The 17,944-nt window shown below is 59.1% G+C and carries 12 protein-coding genes; 2 read left to right on the forward strand and 10 right to left on the reverse strand.

Features of this window, described 5'->3' with window-relative positions:
• Positions 1-16: 16 nt before the first annotated feature.
• On the reverse strand, positions 17-2,065 hold the full coding sequence (locus CHU71_RS12360; protein ID WP_147761235.1) for a YhgE/Pip domain-containing protein: 2,049 nt from the start codon (positions 2,063-2,065) through the stop codon (positions 17-19).
• Entirely contained in the window at positions 2,065-4,638 is a 2,574-nt protein-coding gene (locus CHU71_RS12365; protein ID WP_347004678.1) for a YhgE/Pip domain-containing protein, read from the reverse strand. The genes CHU71_RS12360 and CHU71_RS12365 overlap by 1 nt, the downstream gene beginning before the upstream one ends.
• Positions 4,639-5,121: 483 nt before the next feature.
• Between CHU71_RS12365 and CHU71_RS12370 the strand changes: the two genes are divergently transcribed.
• Complete coding sequence (locus CHU71_RS12370) at positions 5,122-7,113, forward strand: acyltransferase family protein (protein WP_147761237.1); 1,992 nt, start codon at positions 5,122-5,124, stop codon at positions 7,111-7,113.
• Between the two features lie 21 nt (positions 7,114-7,134).
• On the opposite strand, the gene CHU71_RS12375 is transcribed toward CHU71_RS12370, so the two are convergent.
• The 3 genes from CHU71_RS12375 to gluQRS all read right to left on the reverse strand — a co-directional run bounded on the left by CHU71_RS12375 (position 7,135) and on the right by gluQRS (position 10,063).
• Positions 7,135-7,467: a hypothetical protein gene (locus CHU71_RS12375; protein WP_110333662.1), complete on the reverse strand. Its 333-nt coding sequence runs from the start codon at positions 7,465-7,467 to the stop codon at positions 7,135-7,137.
• A gap of 44 nt (positions 7,468-7,511) precedes the next feature.
• A complete protein-coding gene (locus CHU71_RS12380; protein ID WP_110333663.1) occupies positions 7,512-9,068 on the reverse strand; it encodes a sodium:proton antiporter in 1,557 nt (518 codons plus the stop codon).
• 62 nt (positions 9,069-9,130) lie between these two features.
• Positions 9,131-10,063, reverse strand: a complete 933-nt coding sequence (gluQRS, locus tag CHU71_RS12385; RefSeq protein WP_147761238.1) for a tRNA glutamyl-Q(34) synthetase GluQRS — start codon at positions 10,061-10,063, stop codon at positions 9,131-9,133.
• A gap of 52 nt (positions 10,064-10,115) precedes the next feature.
• On the opposite strand from gluQRS, the gene CHU71_RS12390 reads away from it, so the two are divergent.
• Positions 10,116-11,552, forward strand: coding sequence for a hypothetical protein (locus CHU71_RS12390; protein ID WP_110333664.1), 1,437 nt, complete (start codon positions 10,116-10,118; stop codon positions 11,550-11,552).
• Positions 11,553-11,606: 54 nt separating this feature from the next.
• Here the strand turns inward: CHU71_RS12390 and CHU71_RS12395 are convergent, their stop codons facing one another.
• Genes CHU71_RS12395 through CHU71_RS12415 form a run of 5 tightly spaced genes read right to left on the reverse strand, consistent with a single transcriptional unit; the run spans position 11,607 to position 17,934 of the window.
• Positions 11,607-12,134 (reverse strand): hypothetical protein, encoded by a 528-nt coding sequence (locus CHU71_RS12395; protein ID WP_005530374.1) that lies wholly within the window; start codon positions 12,132-12,134, stop codon positions 11,607-11,609.
• Entirely contained in the window at positions 12,131-13,144 is a 1,014-nt protein-coding gene (locus CHU71_RS12400; RefSeq protein WP_147761239.1) for a hypothetical protein, read from the reverse strand. Before CHU71_RS12400 ends, CHU71_RS12395 begins: the two co-directional genes overlap by 4 nt.
• The gene (locus tag CHU71_RS12405; RefSeq protein WP_046645739.1) at positions 13,144-14,103 is read right to left on the reverse strand and encodes a hypothetical protein; all 960 of its coding nucleotides are present in this window, start codon (positions 14,101-14,103) and stop codon (positions 13,144-13,146) included. Before CHU71_RS12405 ends, CHU71_RS12400 begins: the two co-directional genes overlap by 1 nt.
• Positions 14,096-15,694, reverse strand: coding sequence for a hypothetical protein (locus tag CHU71_RS12410; RefSeq protein ID WP_147761240.1), 1,599 nt, complete (start codon positions 15,692-15,694; stop codon positions 14,096-14,098). Before CHU71_RS12410 ends, CHU71_RS12405 begins: the two co-directional genes overlap by 8 nt.
• Positions 15,694-17,934, reverse strand: a complete 2,241-nt coding sequence (locus CHU71_RS12415; protein WP_046645740.1) for a hypothetical protein — start codon at positions 17,932-17,934, stop codon at positions 15,694-15,696. The genes CHU71_RS12410 and CHU71_RS12415 overlap by 1 nt, the downstream gene beginning before the upstream one ends.
• Between the last annotated feature and the right edge of the window lie 10 nt (positions 17,935-17,944).

Raw genomic sequence — 17,944 nt, forward strand, 5'->3', positions numbered from 1 at the left:
CGATTCTAATGCGGTATTACATCAGCTTGGTCTTTGCCAACTCCGCATTGAGGTTGGTGGTGTAGGCGTTGAGCGGTTTGTGGAGCACGATGCCAAGGAAGAGCATTGGGATAATAAAGAGGAGCAAGACCAGCAGCGAGAGCCAGTAATCCGCGTGGTAGACGCCAGCAATAGCGGCGCGGAAAGCGCGAATCGTGTACGTCGCCGGCAACCACGGGCTAATGTTTTGGAACCACTCCGGCAGGAGCTGCAGCGGGTAGGCGCCACCCGCACTAGAGACCTGGATGACGAGCAAGAGCACGCCGAGCGCCTTGCCGGCGTTGGCGAAGGAAACCACGAACGTATAGATGATCATCATGAACACGCTCGAAGAAACCCAGGCTGCGAGCCACAGCAAGAACGGGTGTGCGGGTTCTAGCTGCACGAAGAAGATAAGGCCCAGGGAGAGCAGCGTGGACTGCAGGAAGCCGATCATCGCGAAGATTCCAAAGCGGCCAAAGAAGCGCTGCACCACAGAATATGACTTATCAGTGACATCCGTGCGCAAAGTGACCGCCGTCAGCAGCGCCCCCACCCACAGCGCCAGAGTGGTGTACAGCGGCGCCATGCCAGCGCCGAATGCTGCGACTGGGTAGACCGGTTGACGGTCAACCGCAACCGGCGAGGCGATGAAGCCGGCTAACGCGTCCGGGTTGGAGCCCACCAGTTTGGCCAGCTTGGAGAAGTCGCCTGTCTTGCGGGCATTGCCCAGCTCATCTTTGAGCTCACCGAAGCGCTCGCCATCACTGTCGAGCTCCGAGGCCAACGTAGTAAGGGCATCGCGCGCGCCAGTCAGAGTCTCGGTATCGAGGCTGATGCCGGATCCCTGCGTACCAATGTCTTGACCAACTCGCTGTAAGGAGGACTGCAACTGCCCCACCGAGGTGCGCAGTTGGGAGTTGCGGCTTCTCTCAATTGCCTCCTTGGCACGGTCGATGGCAGAGAAGTCCGGTTTCTCGGTGCCCGGCGCGTTGGCTGCGGCGACCAGGCGAGAATGCACCGCTTCCTGTGCGGCAATCGCCTCATCCAAGTTGCTGGTCAGCTGGGCAGCCTCCGCAGGCAGCACCGGCTTAACGTCGGTGTTGATACGGTCGCGCAGCCCCTTGTAGGCATCAATCTGGCCCTGGACCTGCCCCGCCAGGGTGTTGAGCGTTGCTTGCATCGAGGCTCGCGAGGTGGAGGCGGAATCATAAAGGGCATCGATACGCTGGCGGACGACGTCGTAGCTGTCCGCGGTCTGCGAGAGCGCGGCGTCGAGTGATTCGGTCGAAAGGTTCAGCTCGCCGCTCGGCGCATCAAGCGAAGGACGCGGGGCATTCGCAATGCGCTGCGCGCTTTCAACCAGTGGCACCGAAGAGTCCACGAGGCTGGCCATAGAGCGCGCCGTGCGCGCACCGGTGTGCAGCTGCGCCTCAATGCCGTCGGCGCGAGTCTCGATACGCTTGAGGGCCGCTTGCGTATCGCCTTGGTTGAGGTAGTCGTCGAGGGAGGAAATGAGGCCGAGGGAGACGTCGCCAAGCGTGTGCGTAAAGGACTCCGCAATTTGGGAGGAAACACCCTCCGCACCCTGGTTGGTGATCTTCGGCGCCAGCGCGTTCTTCTTCTCGTTGGTGTACAGCGAAATCTCAGTCGGCTTGGCGCCTTCCGCGTAGAAGGTCATCATGTCCGAGCTAAAGTGCTCCGGCAGAACGATGGCGGCGTAGTATTCGCCGGACTTAGTTCCGTCTAGTGCATTCTCCGGATCAGTAATGATCCAGTCCAGCTTGTCGTTGGCGCGCAGCTGCGAGAGCACCTGCTCGCCCACGTTCAACGGAACGGGGAAGATATCGCTCTTGTAGCCGGTATCCTCGCTGGCCACAGCGACCTTGAGCTGACCGGTGTTGGAGAAGGGATCCCAGCTGGCCAGCACGTTGAACCAAGTAAACAGCAACGGAATGACCACGAGGCCAAAGAGGATGACGGCAGCCATCACGTTCTTGGTTGCGCGACGGAGATCGTCGAGGAAGATTTCACCAATCTTTTCCATTACTCCTCCTCCTCAACAGAAACGGAAGCGGCAGCCGTTGCCGAATGCACGCCCTCGCCACGTGCGGCGACAGAATACTGCAGCTCTTCCTCGTCCAGATCCACGAGCTCCGCAGACTGTGCCAAGCTCTGCCGCAGGTACTCAAGCGTGACCGCGATAGCCAAAATCACCAGGCACCACAGCGTCCAAATGCCCAGCAGGAACGGCTTCTGCGAAGGAACCAACGCGGCGATGATCCCCAGCACCACCATGCCCACAAAGCCCACCACGGCGGCAATGCGAATCCAGTGCTGATAGTCGTGTTTGCGTTTTTCCAAGTCGGCCACGAACTCTTCCTTGCCCTGCAACGCCTTGATGACGTCGGCGAAGCGGTAGCCATCGCCGACAATCTGCACGTTTTCCGCCGCGATGAGATCCGTCTTGGCCAACTCGCGGTTAAACAGCAAGTTGAAGTGCGCGAAGCTGCGACGGCCGATAAGACCCAGGATGAAGGAGGTCACGAACATGAGCGCGAGCACCGCCATGAACTTCCAGTAGTGCAGCCCATAGAAGCCACCGATGGTCTCACGCATTGCGTCGATGCCGTAGGAGAACGGCAAAAGCGGATAAATCGCACGGAAGAAGGTCGGCATCAGCTCAATCGGGTACAAGCCGGAGGCACCAGGGATCTGCACAGTGACGAGTACCACGGCGAGACCCCGGCCCACGTGGCCCAGCGCCGTCGATAGCGCATAGATGATGCTGAGATAGGCCAAAGAGATCAGCATGCCGGTAGCCACGAAGCCCACCGGGCTCACGGTCTGCACGCCGATGGCGAGGTCGCCCACGGTTACGATGACGGCCTGCACCAGAACCAGCAAGGCCATCAGCATGAAGCGGCCAAGGTAGGCCTGTCCCACGGTCAGGCGCTTGAAGCCCTCGAGGTCCACCTCCACGCGGATGATGACCATGAGCACGAAGGCGCCAATCCACAGGGAGAGGTTGGTAAACAGCGCGGCCATCGCGGAACCATAGGAGCCCACTGGGTAGACGGGCTCACTCTTGACCTCGACTGGATCGGCAAAGAAGTTGCCGATTTCCTCGGAGTTCAGGCCGGTAATGGTCTGCAACTCCTTGGTTCGTGAGGTCGCGGTGATGGCTCGCACGTCATCGCGCGCGCCCTCCACGCCTTCCTCAAGGGAAGCCAGGTCGGCGTCAAAGGACCTCACCGCTTCCTGGGTGGCGCCGAGCTGCTTGGCGACGCCGTCGACCAAGCGTTGCGCTTCCTTCATCGTTGCTTTCTGGGTCTCCAGCGTGGCCGAGAATCCACCCACCTTGGAGCTCAAGTTGCTCATTGCGCGGTTGAGCTCGGGCACGGACTTGTCCACAGCATCCGACAGCGTCTGCGAGGTCTGCTTTGTGTCCTGTGCGGCCTGGTTGACCGCGTCCGCGGTGGACTTGATGGACTTGGCTGTTTCATTGCTGTCATTGCTGAGTGCCTGTAGGTTGCCCAACAGCTGCTTGTTCGCGGCGTTGCCATCTTCCAGGGTGGAGATGGCGTCGTTCAGTGGGCCCGCTACCGAAGGGGAAATCGCGGGCGAGTTCACAATGCCGCGCAGTTGCTTGATGGACTCGTCGCCGGCAGAGATGGCGTCGTTAGTCTGCTGGGTTGCAGAGTTGAAGCGCGAATTAGCTTGGTCCAGCCGTGCGGTGATGTCAGCGACCGATTCCTGGGCACGGGAAGTACCTTCCGCCAGGCCAGTCGCGCCCTCCACAAAGGCTGAGGTTAGCGAGTCAGTGTAGCCGGTGACGTTACCTTGAGCATCGGAGATAATGCCCTGGACGTCCCCCAGCGCAGCCTGCGCATCCGTCATTGCCTGCTCGACGTCGCTTAGCGTCTGCTTGGCGCCCGACATAGAGGACTGGGCGCTGCCGAGCTTATCGCCTACTCGCTGCAGATCGCTGCGTGCCGATTCAATATTGTTAGCGGCCTTATCGAAGGCGCCCTCAGAGCGCTGGCGAGACTGCTGAATCTTGTTCTGGAATTTATTTCCCTCGTCGCGCACGTTGGAGGCCGCGGCCTCGGCTACCTGTTCCTTGAACGCAGAGGTGATTTGCTTATCCAGGCTCGATGCAGCGGTATCGGTGATCTTTGGGGCGATCGCGCTGGCTTTTTCGTTTACACGATACTCCAGGGCCGGCTGGGTATATTGCCCGTTAAGCGCGCCCAGCAGCTCCGAGCTGAAGTCGGAGGGGATGGTGATGGTGGCGTAGGTATCGCCGCGTTCGAGCGATCTCTCTGCAGCTTCTGCGTCGAAGAACTGCCAGCCCAGCTGATGGTTCTCGCGGAGCTGTTCTGTTACTTGTTTTCCTACGTCGATACGGCCCGTGACCTCAGAAAATCCGCCCTTGTCCTCATTGACAACGGCGACCTTGATGTTTTCGGTTGCTCCGTACGGGTCCCAAAAAGCTGCAATGTTCACCCACGAGTAGAGGGCAGGTGTGATGACCACGCCGATGAGGATGATCCATGCCTTTTTAGTGCGACCGAGACGGGCAATGTCTCGAGTAAAAATCTGCCAAGCGTAACGCACTAAGAACACACTACTCAGCTTTAGACAATCGGGTTAACCAGCGGCTTTATATTTCAAGGCGCGGATGAAATTTACTTCAAAAATTATTTACGCGGGAGTGATTTTGTTCAATTTCCCTAAGTTTCTACCGGCTCCCGCCGCTCGGACTTCCCCGTCAAGCATCATTCCCATTTACCAAGCTCCTAGCCATAAACGGAGTGTAGACTATCACTTCCGGCGCGCAAGCTTGCAGAGGGGCGCAACGAAAATCTCGTAAGCTTACACCCTCCACTCATCACCCTCGCCAATTTTTGTGAAATGCAGCACATACCGTGCGCAATACCCACCATGCCCTAGTGCTCGGCGTACCGAACACGCTGCGCCCCTCCATGCGACGGGGAATATTCCGCACAAACACCAAAATGCCCAAGCAGGGGTTTAAAGTAGTGAGGTCTCACAATCCACCCCACCCTTAACTTTGTCCCCCTCGGAGGAGAATTCCGGATGCCAAGACCGGTCGATTCACACACGTCATATGTCCCCGCTATTGACGGGCTGCGCACTGTCGCCGTACTCGGTGTTCTGGCTTATCACTTGAATCCTGCTTGGTTGCCCGGCGGTTACTTGGGCGTCGGCATGTTCTTCACGCTTTCTGGCTACCTGATTACCGCCAACCTCATGCGCAGCCACCTGCGCGGCAAGGGCCTGGGCCTGCCAACCTTCTGGTTGCGCCGCTTCCGCCGCCTGGTCCCTGCGGTTGTGCTCATGCTGGCTGTGGTGCTGCTACTGACTATCTTCTTCGATCGCGCGAAACTCAGCGAGACCGGCGGGCACGCACTTAGCGCGCTGTTTTACGTCAACAACTGGCATGTCATCCTGGAAGGACAGTCCTACTTCGACCGCTTCACCGGCCACGCGCCGCTCGACCACATGTGGTCCCTGTCCGTGGAGGAACAGTTCTACCTCTTCTGGCCGCTGGTACTGTTCGTGCTGCTCAAGCTCACGCGCGGCAAGCGCAAACCGCTGGTTGCGGCCACACTCGTCCTCGCCGCGGTCTCTTTCGGCTGGATGGCTTTCCTATTCAACACCGGCGCTGACGCCACCCGCGTCTACGAAGGCACCGATACTCGTGCCGGCGGCATCCTCTTCGGCGCCGCACTGGCCATCGCGCTAACCAAGGACAAAGGCTATCGCATCCCGCCGCGCGCCCTGACCATTCCGTGCGCGCTGCTGGGCGCGGTGGGTATCGGCTTCCTCTACTGGTGGCTGACCGACTACTCCCCGCACCTCTACAACTGGGGCCTGCTTGCGCTATCTGTTGCCAGCGTGGCCGTGATCACCGCGGCCTTGGATCAGCGCACACTCTTCTCCAAGTTCTTTGGCCTCGCGCCGCTGCGCTGGATCGGTGAGCGCTCCTACGGCATCTACCTCTGGCACCTGCCCGCTATCGTGTTCATCCCGGAATGGTCGGTGGCGCACCCCATCCTGGTCACCGTCGTAGCCATCGCGCTGGCAGCAATTTCCTGGTCCCTAGTGGAGGACCCGATTCGCCGCAACGGTGTGTTTGCTCCCATCAAAAACTGGTGGGCTGAGCGCAAGGCTCTGGGCACGCCACGCATTGCCCTAGCCGTGCCAGCCACGGTGCTGGCGGCAGTGGTCGCTATGGGCATTCCGGCCGCATGGAACGACACCCTAGGTAAGGAGCAGCCAGCTGGTTCGCAGCAGATGGGCCTGAAGGTCGGCGGTAACGGCCCTGCTAACAAGGCACCCGATGCGGCGGCGCCGGAAGAGGCGGCGTCGTCAAGCGCGGATCCTAGCTTCGCCGCCCCGGATCCTTCCCAAGCAGGCAAGACGCGCTGCACCACCGTCATTCACGTAGGTGACTCGACGTCAATCGGCATGTTCTCCGACGACTACATCTCCGATCCTTCGCTCAATGCCCAGGTAACCTACCAAAACGTCGGCGCTCAAGAAGTCGTCGCAGACGTCACCGGCGCCCGCTCCACCGTTGAGGCCCTCGAGGGAGATCCAACCATCCTCGACTCCGTCAACCAGCTGCTGGGCCAGGGCTACGGCGCGGAATCCTGTTGGGTCATCGGCGCTGGCGTGAACGACGCCGCCAACCGTGCCGTGGGCGGTTCCGGCGAGGAAGACTGGCGCGTGGACCAGATCATGCAGGTGCTTGGCGACGCCCCCGTGATGTGGCCGACTGCCAAGACCAACCTGGATTCCGGTGCTTACGCCAACGCCAACATGGCGCCTTTCAACGAGGCCCTGCTGCGCGCACGCGACCGCTACCCCAACCTGGTGGTTTATGACTGGGCCTCTGACGTGCACACTGAGTGGTTCCTGTCGGGCGACGACGTACACTACTCCACCGAAGGCAACGAGAAGCGCGCCGAGTACTTTGCCAAGGCAATCGCGCTGGCATTCCCTGCTGACGGCTCCAAGCCGGACAATCAGATCGTGGCCGTGGACTCTCAGCCCACGCACTAAGAAGCTTCTTAAAAGCGCTCGTTAGAAGGCCGGTGGCTCGTAGCCATCGGCCTTTAACCATTCAATATGAGGTGGGGTGTTGTGGCCCCACTCGTTACGAGTCCACAAAAATGCCTCTTCGACTTCGGCCTCAGAGTATTCGCCGTCGCGCAGATACTGCTTGAAACCGTTGGGGCCGGGCTCTTTAATCCACAGCCAAATGTAGTCCAACACCGTATGGTCCCCGAGCAGATCCTGCAGGGACTCCGGCAGGTACTCACGTTCAGTGCGTACGCGGGATTCCAAGTCGTGATCAAAAAAGTCGTACAAGTAGTCCATGCTGTCTTCTAGCTGGGCATACTCAAATGCGTTCATGTGTGTTGCTCCTGTACGAGGCGATGTGGTTCCGGCTGCCCAGCCTAGTGAGTCTTGGTTCCGAGGGTCATACGGTCGACTTCTTCGAGCACCTCATCCACGATCATGGGGTTAAAGTTGCGGTCGCGACGCAGGCGCAGCAGCTCCTGCTGCGCACCAGCCAGTGCTACCCGGCGCGCCGCAATGGCGACGTCGCGGGCCTGAATGGCCTTCTGCATACGCGTACTAGCGTCATCGCCGTCTTCGTCTTCACCAAGGCGTTCCTCGAACCACTGCGAGATATTTGCTGCGATCTCTGGATCCAATTCCTGGTACTTCTTCCGCAAGGACTGGATTCCGGCTCTACGCGCACGGCTGGTGATTTCGGTGCGCATCTTGTCCGACGCCGCCTGCGAGTACGTGGTGAGATCCAACTGCTTCATGAGCCATGGCAGCAGCAGACCTGGAATCACCATGGTCATCACGAGCACGGTCAGCGCGATGACAGAAAGCTCATCGCTGTAGGCGATGGCATCGCTAGGAATGGACAAGACCAAGGCCAGCGTGACCAGCCCGCGCATGCCGGACCAGGTCATGAGGAGGACCTCCTGCAGGCGCAGCGGGGCAAGGCGGGGTTTGCCGCGCTTCTTGTTGATCAGGTAGAAGACCCACATCCACAGCAGGCGCACAACGAAGGCAACCAAGGAGAGCAAGATGCCGACGATGACGGAGTGACCCAGGTTGGCGCCTGCCTCGTGTACCGCAGTGTTTACCGTCATGCCGATGAGGCCGAAGGCCACGCCGGTAAAGAGCAGCTCGATGGTCTCCCAGAAGGACTGGCCGGAGAGCCTATCCTCGGCCTGGATGGGCGCGCGCGAGTGCAGCTCAACTGCGGCAATCACCACAGCAATGACGCCTGAAGCATGGAGTTCTTCCGCAACAACATAGACAGCGAAGGGAATCACCCAGGTCAGCGCATTGCGGGCCACGACCTCGTGCACTCTGGCAATGAAGATGGAGGCAAGGCGGCCGCTTCCCCAGCCCAGGATTGCTGCGACGACTGCGGAATAGAGGAAGCTCGTGACCGCGTCTGCCCAGGACATGTTCGAGCCATCGGTGACTGCCACGAGCGCGAGGTGGAAAGCGACAATCGACGCCGCGTCATTAAAGAGGCCTTCAGTCTGCAGCGTGGAAATGATACGACGCGGAATGCCTGCGGGCTCGGCGACTGCCTCCACTGCAACTGGGTCGGGTGGGGCAATAGCGGCGCCGATGAGGATCGCTCCAGCAAGAGAGATGCCCGGCAGGAAAGCATATGCGGTCATGCCTACTGCCATGGTGGTTGCCACCACGAGAAGGACGGAAAGGCTAAGAATTGTCATCCACTGTTCCCGGATAACTCCCCAGGAGGTCCTCCTCGCCAGCGCCCACAGCAGCGGCGGCAGGAACACCGGAAGAATCAGTTCAGTGGGAATCGCGAAGTCAGGCAGCCGCGGGATGAACATCGATAAGGCGGCAAGGATAGAAAGGAGCGCTGGCCACGGCAGACCGAGTTTGTCACCTACTGCTACAACGATCACGGTCAACAACATCAAACCGATTAGGACCAGTAGCACTTCCACTCAAATCACTCCGAACACGACCGCATAATTTAGTTACTTCTTTAACAATAGACCGCCCTTTATTAATGAATCGAAGAGTTGATCCAGATATAGGGCTCAGTCCCCACTGAGCTGGGATCGAACTGGTCTAGGAGCTCTGCCGCACTGCGTGTCTTATAGCCTAGGGATTCGGCCATGTGCGCCACGACGTCGCTTGGGCTCTGCTCTTCGAGCAGCTGCCGCAACGTCACCGCCCCATCCCTCTTTGAAAGGCGCTTGCCTTCCTCGTTCAAAACGAGCGGAACGTGGACGAACTCGGGTGCCGGTTGCCCCAGCAAGGAGGCCAAGTACGCCTGCCGCGGCGCAGAGCTCAACAAGTCATCACCGCGCACGACTTGATCGACGCCTTGATAAATGTCATCGACCACTACCGCCAGGTTATAAGCCCAGTCCGTATCTGGGTTAGCAACGTCGGCCACCAGCCCGCCGCGGCGCAGGATGAAGTCATCCACGTCTCCGGTGTAATCCCCATGCAATGCGTCATGGATGGTGAACTCGGAGACCTCTGCGGCAAGCCGCAAGGAAGGCACGCGCCCTGCGGCCGCGAGCTCAGCGCGCTTGACTTCTTTCTCTGCGGGCGTGAGATTGCGGCACGTCCCAGGGTATTGCCCGGAGATGGCGTGCGGGGCGCGCGAGGCTTCCTGAATGTCCTTGCGGGAGCAGAAGCACTCGTAGTGCGGAAGCTGGCGCAGAGCCTCGGCGTAGGCGGCATAGCGGTCCTGTTGGCGGATGACTTCGCCATCCCAATCGATGCCAAGAGCCTGTAGATCTTCCAGCTGGCGCTGCGCCGACTCCTCCGATGAGCGTTGGGTGTCAACGTCCTCGATTCGGACCACAAAGCGCCTACCTGTAGAACGGGCAAACAGCCAAGCCAACAGGGCGGTGCGCAGGTTTCCAAAATGGAGATCCCCAGAGGGGCTCGGGGCGTAGCGCCCCGCGGGGGTGTCGGTTTTCATGGACTCTAGTGTACGAGCGAAAATTGTCTCGTCCTGCACTAAAATCTGTCCCATGCCTACCGACGTGACATTCCCTCTCCTCGATGCCGAGCGCGCAGCAGCACTGTTGGATTCGGCAAAATTGTTCTCTCCCGAAGATGGCTTCCCCGCTTCCGAGTTTGAAGAGATAACAGCAGGTATCGACCGAGTTATTGTGGATGGTCGCTTCACCGGCGCAGTTGAAGACGCACAGCCTGCCGCCGATCTCCTAGAAGCGCATAGCTTGCTTGTCGCCTCCCTACTCGATGATTCCGAGCCGACTGACTCAACCAATGGCCTACTCATCGCTGGCATCGGCATCCTAACGGGTAAGCCTGATCTAGCAAGCCGCGGCTACGCCCTCTTGGCCGATGAGTTCATGAAACTCGAGGAGTTTGAGAACGCCCGCGCCTTCGGGGAAAAGGCCGCATTTGCAGGCAACAGCTCCATTCTCACCGAGCTCAACGAACTCGAGAAACGCAAGGCCACCGAGCAAGCTGAAAGAGAAGCCGAGGAAACAGCCGCCGCTCAGGCGGCAGCAGCGCCTGAAACTAACATCCACCCAGTTGCTACCCCGAACGAAACGGCAGACTCTGATGAGGCTGGGGCGCAGAGCATCGCACAAATTTTGGCTGGCCTGCGCACGCGACTCGACGCCGCCAAGTCTGGCGATGCCCAGTCACACGCGTCCGAGTTCGTCGCTATCAACCATGCGGTCCTAAATTCTGCCTTTGCTGGCCCCTTGCAGGTCACAGCCCCCACCACAAGCCTCGATTCCAGCGCAAACACGGAGCTAAAAGAGGCACTGACTATTCTCCTCGAATCCGCAGTTGGCGCGTTGTGGGCTTCCACTTCGGATGAAGCCCGCGAAGTCGTCGCTGAGGAGTCTTACAAGATCCTGCGCCGCAACCACAAGCGGCGGGAATACCTCGAACTCCCCATCGCCATGTTGGCTCGCTTCTACGAAGATGCAGCCCGCAATATCACGGACCCCTCCGGAATAATCCGCGCCCAGTTCTACGCCGATGCCGCCCAAGAACACGCCCGTGACGGCAACGAAGAACGCGAGCTGGAGATGCTACTCAAGCAAGTAGTTCTTGGTCTCATGCAGTCTGACCTTAGTGAAGCGCACGATATCCTCGCCTCCCGCTACGTCAGTGCTCTCAAGCACACGGGGCTTTCCGTAGCCGCTAAGTGGACCGTGCTGTTTTCTGAGACGCTGCGCACTGAGGCAAACAACCTGTACAAGTCCACACAGATCCTGATGGACTTCCTCGAGCGGCACCCAGTGGAGCTAGCCCAAACCCCCGCCGACTTCAATGGCCTCGGCGAGGTCGCCGAGCTCTTGGGAGATCGTTATGCCCTCGCCAACGACGCGGATAGTGCACGCCAGCGCTACCACTTTGCCTACAACCTCTTCTCCGCCGCCGGAAATGACGACGCCATGGCATCCCTGGCCAAGAAGGCCTAGCGGCAAGCCATCTCCGCATACCACACTGCGCACATGCTGTTCGCTTACAAGCGCCTAGCTTATGAAGCCAAACCATTCCTTATTGCTTGGCAGCCACAGCAGCACAATGGCCACGATTGCGGCCAAGGAAATAGGCCATACGTGCGGTAACACAATCATGAGCACGACCAGCGCTAGGACCGCAGAAAGCCAAATGCGCGCTTTATGCTGCGCATGCAACACGTAGACGCTCAGAACGCACAACGCAACCACGACGATGGAAAGCACAACACCCAGCTCAGTAGCCAGTCGCTCGATGCGATTCAGGGATTCCGACACCCGCTCCGAAGCCACGAGCTCGAAGACGTAGTACACAATGTAGGAGGAGATGCCGAGGACGATGAGCGCGGCAATCTGCAGCGTCCACGGCGCGCGCCACGCGCTCATGTCTGCGGCCTTGCGCTTTACCTGCTCCTGCTCGGCTACCTGCCCAAAGCGGTAGTCGCTGAAGGGCGCAGCCGGCGCCCCAAACCCCTGGTTACTCTGCCCTCCTTGTGGCGGATAACCGAACTGTTGATTGCCCCGCGGGCTGCCGAAAGTCACTGCACATCATCCTTAAACACACCGCGGCTGCTGAGCATCCAACGTAGAGGATCAAGAACACGGAACGGCGCGATGCCGCTACGCGCCAGCTGCCGGCCAGTTGGCGCCTCGCCCAATGCAGAGACCGCAAAGTACTGGCGTCCATTCTGGCTGATGTTGTTGACCATATTGATGAGGTCGTTGGCCTTAAGGAAGCGCAGCAGCGAGTCAACTTCGTAGCTCAAGATGGTGGCATCATCGAAGTAGAAGTTCCAACCGGTGTCACGACGGAACGCGGCACCAGTGTTGCCCATGATTTTGGCCCACTGCGTATTCGGGTTCTGCTCGAGCTTCTGGATCGTGTCGAACTTAGAAATCGTCACCGCCAGCGGTGGTGGGGAGTCCTCGCCCATGAGGGTGATGAGGTTCTCCAGCACGCGGGTTGGTTCCGCACCCAGCTCGCCGAAGTCAGGAACCAAACCGTGCAGGTAGTCACGGATCTCTCGCTCGCGGAGCGGGTCGAAGAGGAAAATCACGAGGTCCGCGTATTTGAAGAAGGACAGCGCCTCACGGTCATCCTCACGCTCCGGCAAGTTCTCCAAGTCCTCACCTGCGACATCGCGGAACACAAGGTAATTCGTGCGCATCGTGCCTTCAGGATCTGGCCACTGGCCAAGATCGAAGATAAGCGGGTCACGCTGATACGCGTCCGTAGCCACCGCGCTCGGAGTTGGGTCCATGCTCTTCATTTCGTGGAAGAGCGGCTGCTCGTACTTTTCCTGGAAGCGCTGCTCCGTGGACTGATCCGCTGCGAATACGGAATGGTTGTGCTTATGCGCCAGCTGCTTGAGCTGCTTGACCATAACGGCGGTATACAGAGACTTTCCGGAGTTACGAGCACCTGCCATGGCCACGCAATGGGTCACGGATTCGGTCCAGTTGGGCAACAACTCACGGTTGTTATACGGGCTGACGGTAGCGCCTTCTTCCAGTGGACGGAACGTCCACGGACATGCTGCCAAGCTAGCCATTAGTACTCCTCCTTGAGCATCTCGGCGACCTGATCTGACAGGCGTGCCAGGTCCTGGTTGAACTCGCTCCCCTGCTTTTCAACGGCCTCGGCGTCAATAACAACGAAGGCCACCGCGTGGTCCCCTGCAGTTACCTTGGCAAGTTCGACCTCTTGCTTAGCGATCGGGCTGACGACGATAACCACCGAAGGAATATCGCCTTTCAGCATCTGTGCCGTTGGACTATCAGTGACGTAGATAAACAGTGAGGAATTCGCAGAGAGATCCTCGCTGCGCCAACGGCGTTGACCCACGCGGTCAGCACCGGCTTCGATGACGCCACGGATGAAGCTGCGCAATTCGCTCACCACGTGCTGGTCAGTGCGCTCACGACCATCGGTTGCGATGAAGCCACTGAAGGAATCAGCGAGGGCATTGATGTACTTAGCCACCAGATCGAGCGCCGCATTGTTGACGTTGACCTGCATGGACGAGGAACTGTCGATGATTGCCGTGGCATTCTTCAGCTCGGCGTCGTTCACCGCAGCACGGCGCATCTTGGAACGAACCTCACGCGCGGAGTCGGTAATACCCACGCCTTCAGAAGAGCCGAAGGCATCAAGGCGGAGGCGTCCACTTTCAGCGGTGAGCTCAGCCAGGCGTTCCGAGCTGTCCTCAGCACCATCGATAAGCACGCGCGGAAAGCTGACGGTGTCCTCGCCATTGGAAATGTTCAAGCGGATTTCGGTGCGCTGGCCGTAGGTTGCCGCCCCGGACGGCTTCACCTGAATCGTTGCGCGTTCCGTGATGTTGTGGATGATGTAGTACATCTTGTCGATGCGACTAAAATCCGCACCTTCACCAATGATCTCCAGCTCAATCCTCGCGCCACCTGCACCAATCTCGAAGGCTTCGACACGAATGCTGTCATTCATAGAAATGGAGCGGGAATCTCCATCCTTCAAAGTGTATTTAGCCATAGTCTTCTACCTTCCGTTGGCTTTGGACGTTGCGAGCAATCTCTTCAGCAATTTCCTTGATGAAGCGACCCGGATCGCTTTGGGAATCGATACCCATTCTGCACCGGTCTAATTTGATGACCCCGGTAAATCGCTCAACCACGAGAGCACGCGCTTGCGCGATTGTGTCGTCGTCGAGACCTCGCAAGATTTCGCAAACGAGGAGCTTATAAGGCGATTCGAATAGCTGGACCCAGGAGGCAATTGCCGCAGCCAAGGCGAGGGTGTAGTAACCCTCTGGGTAACAGGAGCGATCCAGAATCGCGAGGTGAATAGCACGGCCACGGTTGGCATTCAGGTACTTCAGCCACCACGCCGGATCGTAGTTATATAGGTGCTCGATTTCTTGCTTAGTCAGCGGCGGCACCCATGCATTGGGGCGCGGAGCTGCGCTTGGCGACGCCCGGTGTTCCACCCGTGGGTGCACCGGCGCCGGGTTCACTGGCGCTGTGGACTCTGGGGTCTCTGGCGCCGGATTGACCGGCGCAGGAGCAGCAGAGACGTCAGCAAAAGGATTGGAGCTCGTTGCGTTATAGGCACCGAGTGGCTGCTGTTCTGCGAATCCCGTCGGCTGCGGTGGCCGCGGAGCCTCTGGCAGGAATGGTGAAGCTTCGGCAGCCGGAGCTTGTGGCTCGCCAAAAGGGCGCGGCTGCTCCGCCACCGTGCTTTGTTGCGGCTGCACGGCAGAGTCGTCATAGGCGCTGATATCGGGCAGGGACTCGCCCAGAACAAAGACGACCGGGTTACCTGGGATAGCACCGGCTTTAACCATCTCCATCAGGCGTAGCTTTTCACTTTCCGGGACGACGACCATGGTCGAAGTGCCCAGCGGCAGCTCAGCGATACCCGCTGGCTTTTCAAACGTGGAGTACCCGAAGCCCTGCTCGCCGACCTCGCGGGCGGTTGCGGCAATCCACAATGCCGCCTGATTTTCTGGTGCAACGAGTACCACTAGTGATTTCTTCTTGGAAGAAAGTACCTGCGCCATGGCACTGACCAAACGTGCGTTGTAGCCGGCGTCCGGATTGGGGGTCACGGACTTAAATGGCGCCGGAAGAGTGGCAGGTTTTTGGAATTCGCCAGCCAGAAAGTCGTCGATAAGTGCATCAATAGCCAGCGGGCCCTTGCGCACGATCTTCTCCGGGATTTGTACCTTGTCCACCTCGAAGATGGAGAAAGGAGTGGGCACGTCCGGGGAGAACAGTACCTGGGCTGGCGCCGGCGGAATTCCGCCGTCCGTCACGCAGGTGTACGTGAACACATTTCCACCGCGTCCCGTGGCATCGATTCCCGCCGGAACGGAGACCATGGTGACCCACTTCTCGCCTTCCTCAGTCAGCGTGAATACAGCGGTACGGTGCACCAGCTCTGCACGCTCCTGCGCGGACGGAAAGTCAGGGATGCGAATGCCAGTGTTCAGCGTGGTCGGGACATAAGTGATGAGCTCTTGGAGCTCTTCTGGCGAGATATCGCCAACCTTGGAGCCCACTCCCCAACCTCCGGCACGGCCGTTTCCGCGAGAAAAGGACGCGTAACTAAATGCGCCGCCCATTACTGCTGCCCCTTCTGATAGTCGTTGAAATCAACCGGTTGCTGGTTAAAAGCACTCGCCGGGAAGAACAAGCGGCTAGCCACGTTGCGCTCCACCACGACGGCCTTGTCATTCGCCTTGAATTCGGAATTGAACTCCGACGAGTCGAATCCACTCTGGTTGAAGGAATTAAACACGTCGTTGCTTCCCATCCCAAAGGAGTCGAATCCGCTGTCCATCGAATTGAAACCATCAACCGCGAACAAGCGCAGGTAGCCACCGCGCAGCGTGCGCTCATCGAGCTCCACAACAAAGTCAGGGTTCTGGAACGTGCTTTGTCCCAGTCCCTGGCTTGTGTACGTCGCCGTATTGGTGCCGGAGATTTTCAGCGGGTAACCATCCTCAGCGTAAAGCGGAAGGCGCTCTGGGTTGTAGACAACCTGGCAAGAAAATGGGCGCTTGTCGCCGCTGTCCAAGCTCGAGAGGTAAACACCAACTTGGCGAGTCGGGAAGTCATACAGGATGTCATACGTGACTGTCCGAAGTCCCGCGTATTCCAGAATGCGCTCCTCAGCCTCGGTACGCTCGCCTGCGTACATCGCGTAAGGACGCAGACGCACGCGGTCACTGTGGCGCTCCAGGTTCAAGCGGATGCCGCCCTGCAGCTCGTAGTCTTCCTCACGCACCGTGCTCGTGCCGCTGTTGGTGGTAACTTCCACCATGGTTGCGCCCAGTGGCCAGTTGAAGGAGATGAGCTGGCTGTCCACACGCTCAATGAGGCGGACCTCATTCTCTGCGATGGGCAGGACGCGCTGCAGAACCTTTGACTCGCCCACCCAAGCATCAGCTTCGTTGAAGTTCACCGGGGTGATGTACACCTCGTACCAATCCGGGGGCCACGCCACCGTGGTGTTTTGCGGCGAATCCGGTTGAGCAACGCCGCGCGTCTCAGTCACGGCGTCGGCAAACGCGTTCTCCACGTAGGACTTATCGATGGCCTTGGTACGCAGCTCCGGCAGCGGCGCATGCGGCGTGAGATAGATCTTGACCTCGCCGGTCTTTGGCGAGCGCCAATCGATGTCGATATTGTCATGACCTTCGACCGTGACACGCTCGCACCGAGTAATGGTCATCTTCTCGAGCTCACTGGCCAGCTTCACACGGTGCTGGACCGCGGCTTCATTAACGCTCGTCAACGTGTTGCTGCGGAACTGCGCCTGCCCCAGCAAAGACACGACCATGGTCTGGCCGGCTTCCTGGACGCGGATCGTAGCCTTGCGTCCACTGGCCTCAATGTCCTGCTCAAAGCGTGGGGAAAGCTTGTCACGCTCGTTGTCTTTGCACGCATACACGACGGCGCCCTCATGGCCATCGAGCAAATCCCAAGAGACCTGAATCGCGCCTTTGATGGTGGTGACCTTGACGTTGACCGGCGGGTAGATCACCGCGGTCTCGCCCATGAACACCGGTTGCGCACTGATGATCTCCCCAAGGTCTTTGCCCTTGTACGCCCACACCGAATAGTGTCGCAGGCCCGACTCGCCTGGGTTATGGTCACGGTATGCGAAGCCCTCAGTGATCATGAGAGTCTCGCCCGCCTCTGGCGACTCGATCATCTCTTTGTCATCAGCTACCACTCGATAGAGAACCATTTCTCCTGGCTGGCACTCCAGCGGCTCCCACCAGATACGCACGGGGTGGCGCGCATCGGAGCTCTCCTCCACCGACGGTTCGTAGCCGTACGCTTCTTCCTCCGGTATGTCCGACTGGGGCTGTGCAGCGGGAATCTCAATCTCGTAGTGCATCTCTGGGGCAACCCAGCCCGCAGCCTGGCGGCCTTTATAGGGCACTTTAAATGCAGATGCAGGGAGATTGGTGTAATCATCCTCGTTAACTTGGGTGCGAGAATCCTTTGCCGCTTCCAGTTTTGCCAACTCTGCTGCCCAGTCAAACACTTTTTTGGGCTTCTGTGGCTGAGGTGATTCGTTGTGGGGGCTCATATCTTTGATCTCCGAAGTCTCGGACTGGATAAAGTTTCCGGTAACCTCCGCCTGTGGCTCCGGGTTGAGGTTGCGCGCAAAAAGCTCTGGATGCTCCACGCTCTCACCGCTGAACACTGCTGCGATTTGCTCAGCGAACTGAGCAAACTCAGGCGACAATGCGTTACGTACGTCGTCGACAGTGACGCTGCGCATCGCGTGCAAAGGCATCAGCTGTGACAGCGGAATATCCGTGATCTTTGCTGGCTGGGATTGCGTCATCTTTCTTCGC

This window comes from Corynebacterium sp. LK14 (assembly GCF_008042215.1).
Classification (GTDB): Bacteria; Actinomycetota; Actinomycetes; order Mycobacteriales; family Mycobacteriaceae; genus Corynebacterium; species Corynebacterium striatum.

What these genes read in the sequence shown, in the direction of transcription:
- CHU71_RS12375 (WP_110333662.1), bottom strand. Translation starts at nt 7,467, where the DNA reads ATGAACGCATTTGAGTATGCCCAGCTAGAAGACAGCATGGACTACTTG.
- CHU71_RS12400 (WP_147761239.1), bottom strand. Translation starts at nt 13,144, where the DNA reads ATGGCTAGCTTGGCAGCATGTCCGTGGACGTTCCGTCCACTGGAAGAA.
- CHU71_RS12360 (WP_147761235.1), bottom strand. Translation starts at nt 2,065, where the DNA reads ATGGAAAAGATTGGTGAAATCTTCCTCGACGATCTCCGTCGCGCAACC.
- CHU71_RS12370 (WP_147761237.1), top strand. Translation starts at nt 5,122, where the DNA reads ATGCCAAGACCGGTCGATTCACACACGTCATATGTCCCCGCTATTGAC.
- CHU71_RS12390 (WP_110333664.1), top strand. Translation starts at nt 10,116, where the DNA reads ATGCCTACCGACGTGACATTCCCTCTCCTCGATGCCGAGCGCGCAGCA.
- CHU71_RS12405 (WP_046645739.1), bottom strand. Translation starts at nt 14,103, where the DNA reads ATGGCTAAATACACTTTGAAGGATGGAGATTCCCGCTCCATTTCTATG.
- gluQRS (WP_147761238.1), bottom strand. Translation starts at nt 10,063, where the DNA reads ATGAAAACCGACACCCCCGCGGGGCGCTACGCCCCGAGCCCCTCTGGG.
- CHU71_RS12415 (WP_046645740.1), bottom strand. Translation starts at nt 17,934, where the DNA reads ATGACGCAATCCCAGCCAGCAAAGATCACGGATATTCCGCTGTCACAG.
- CHU71_RS12410 (WP_147761240.1), bottom strand. Translation starts at nt 15,694, where the DNA reads ATGGGCGGCGCATTTAGTTACGCGTCCTTTTCTCGCGGAAACGGCCGT.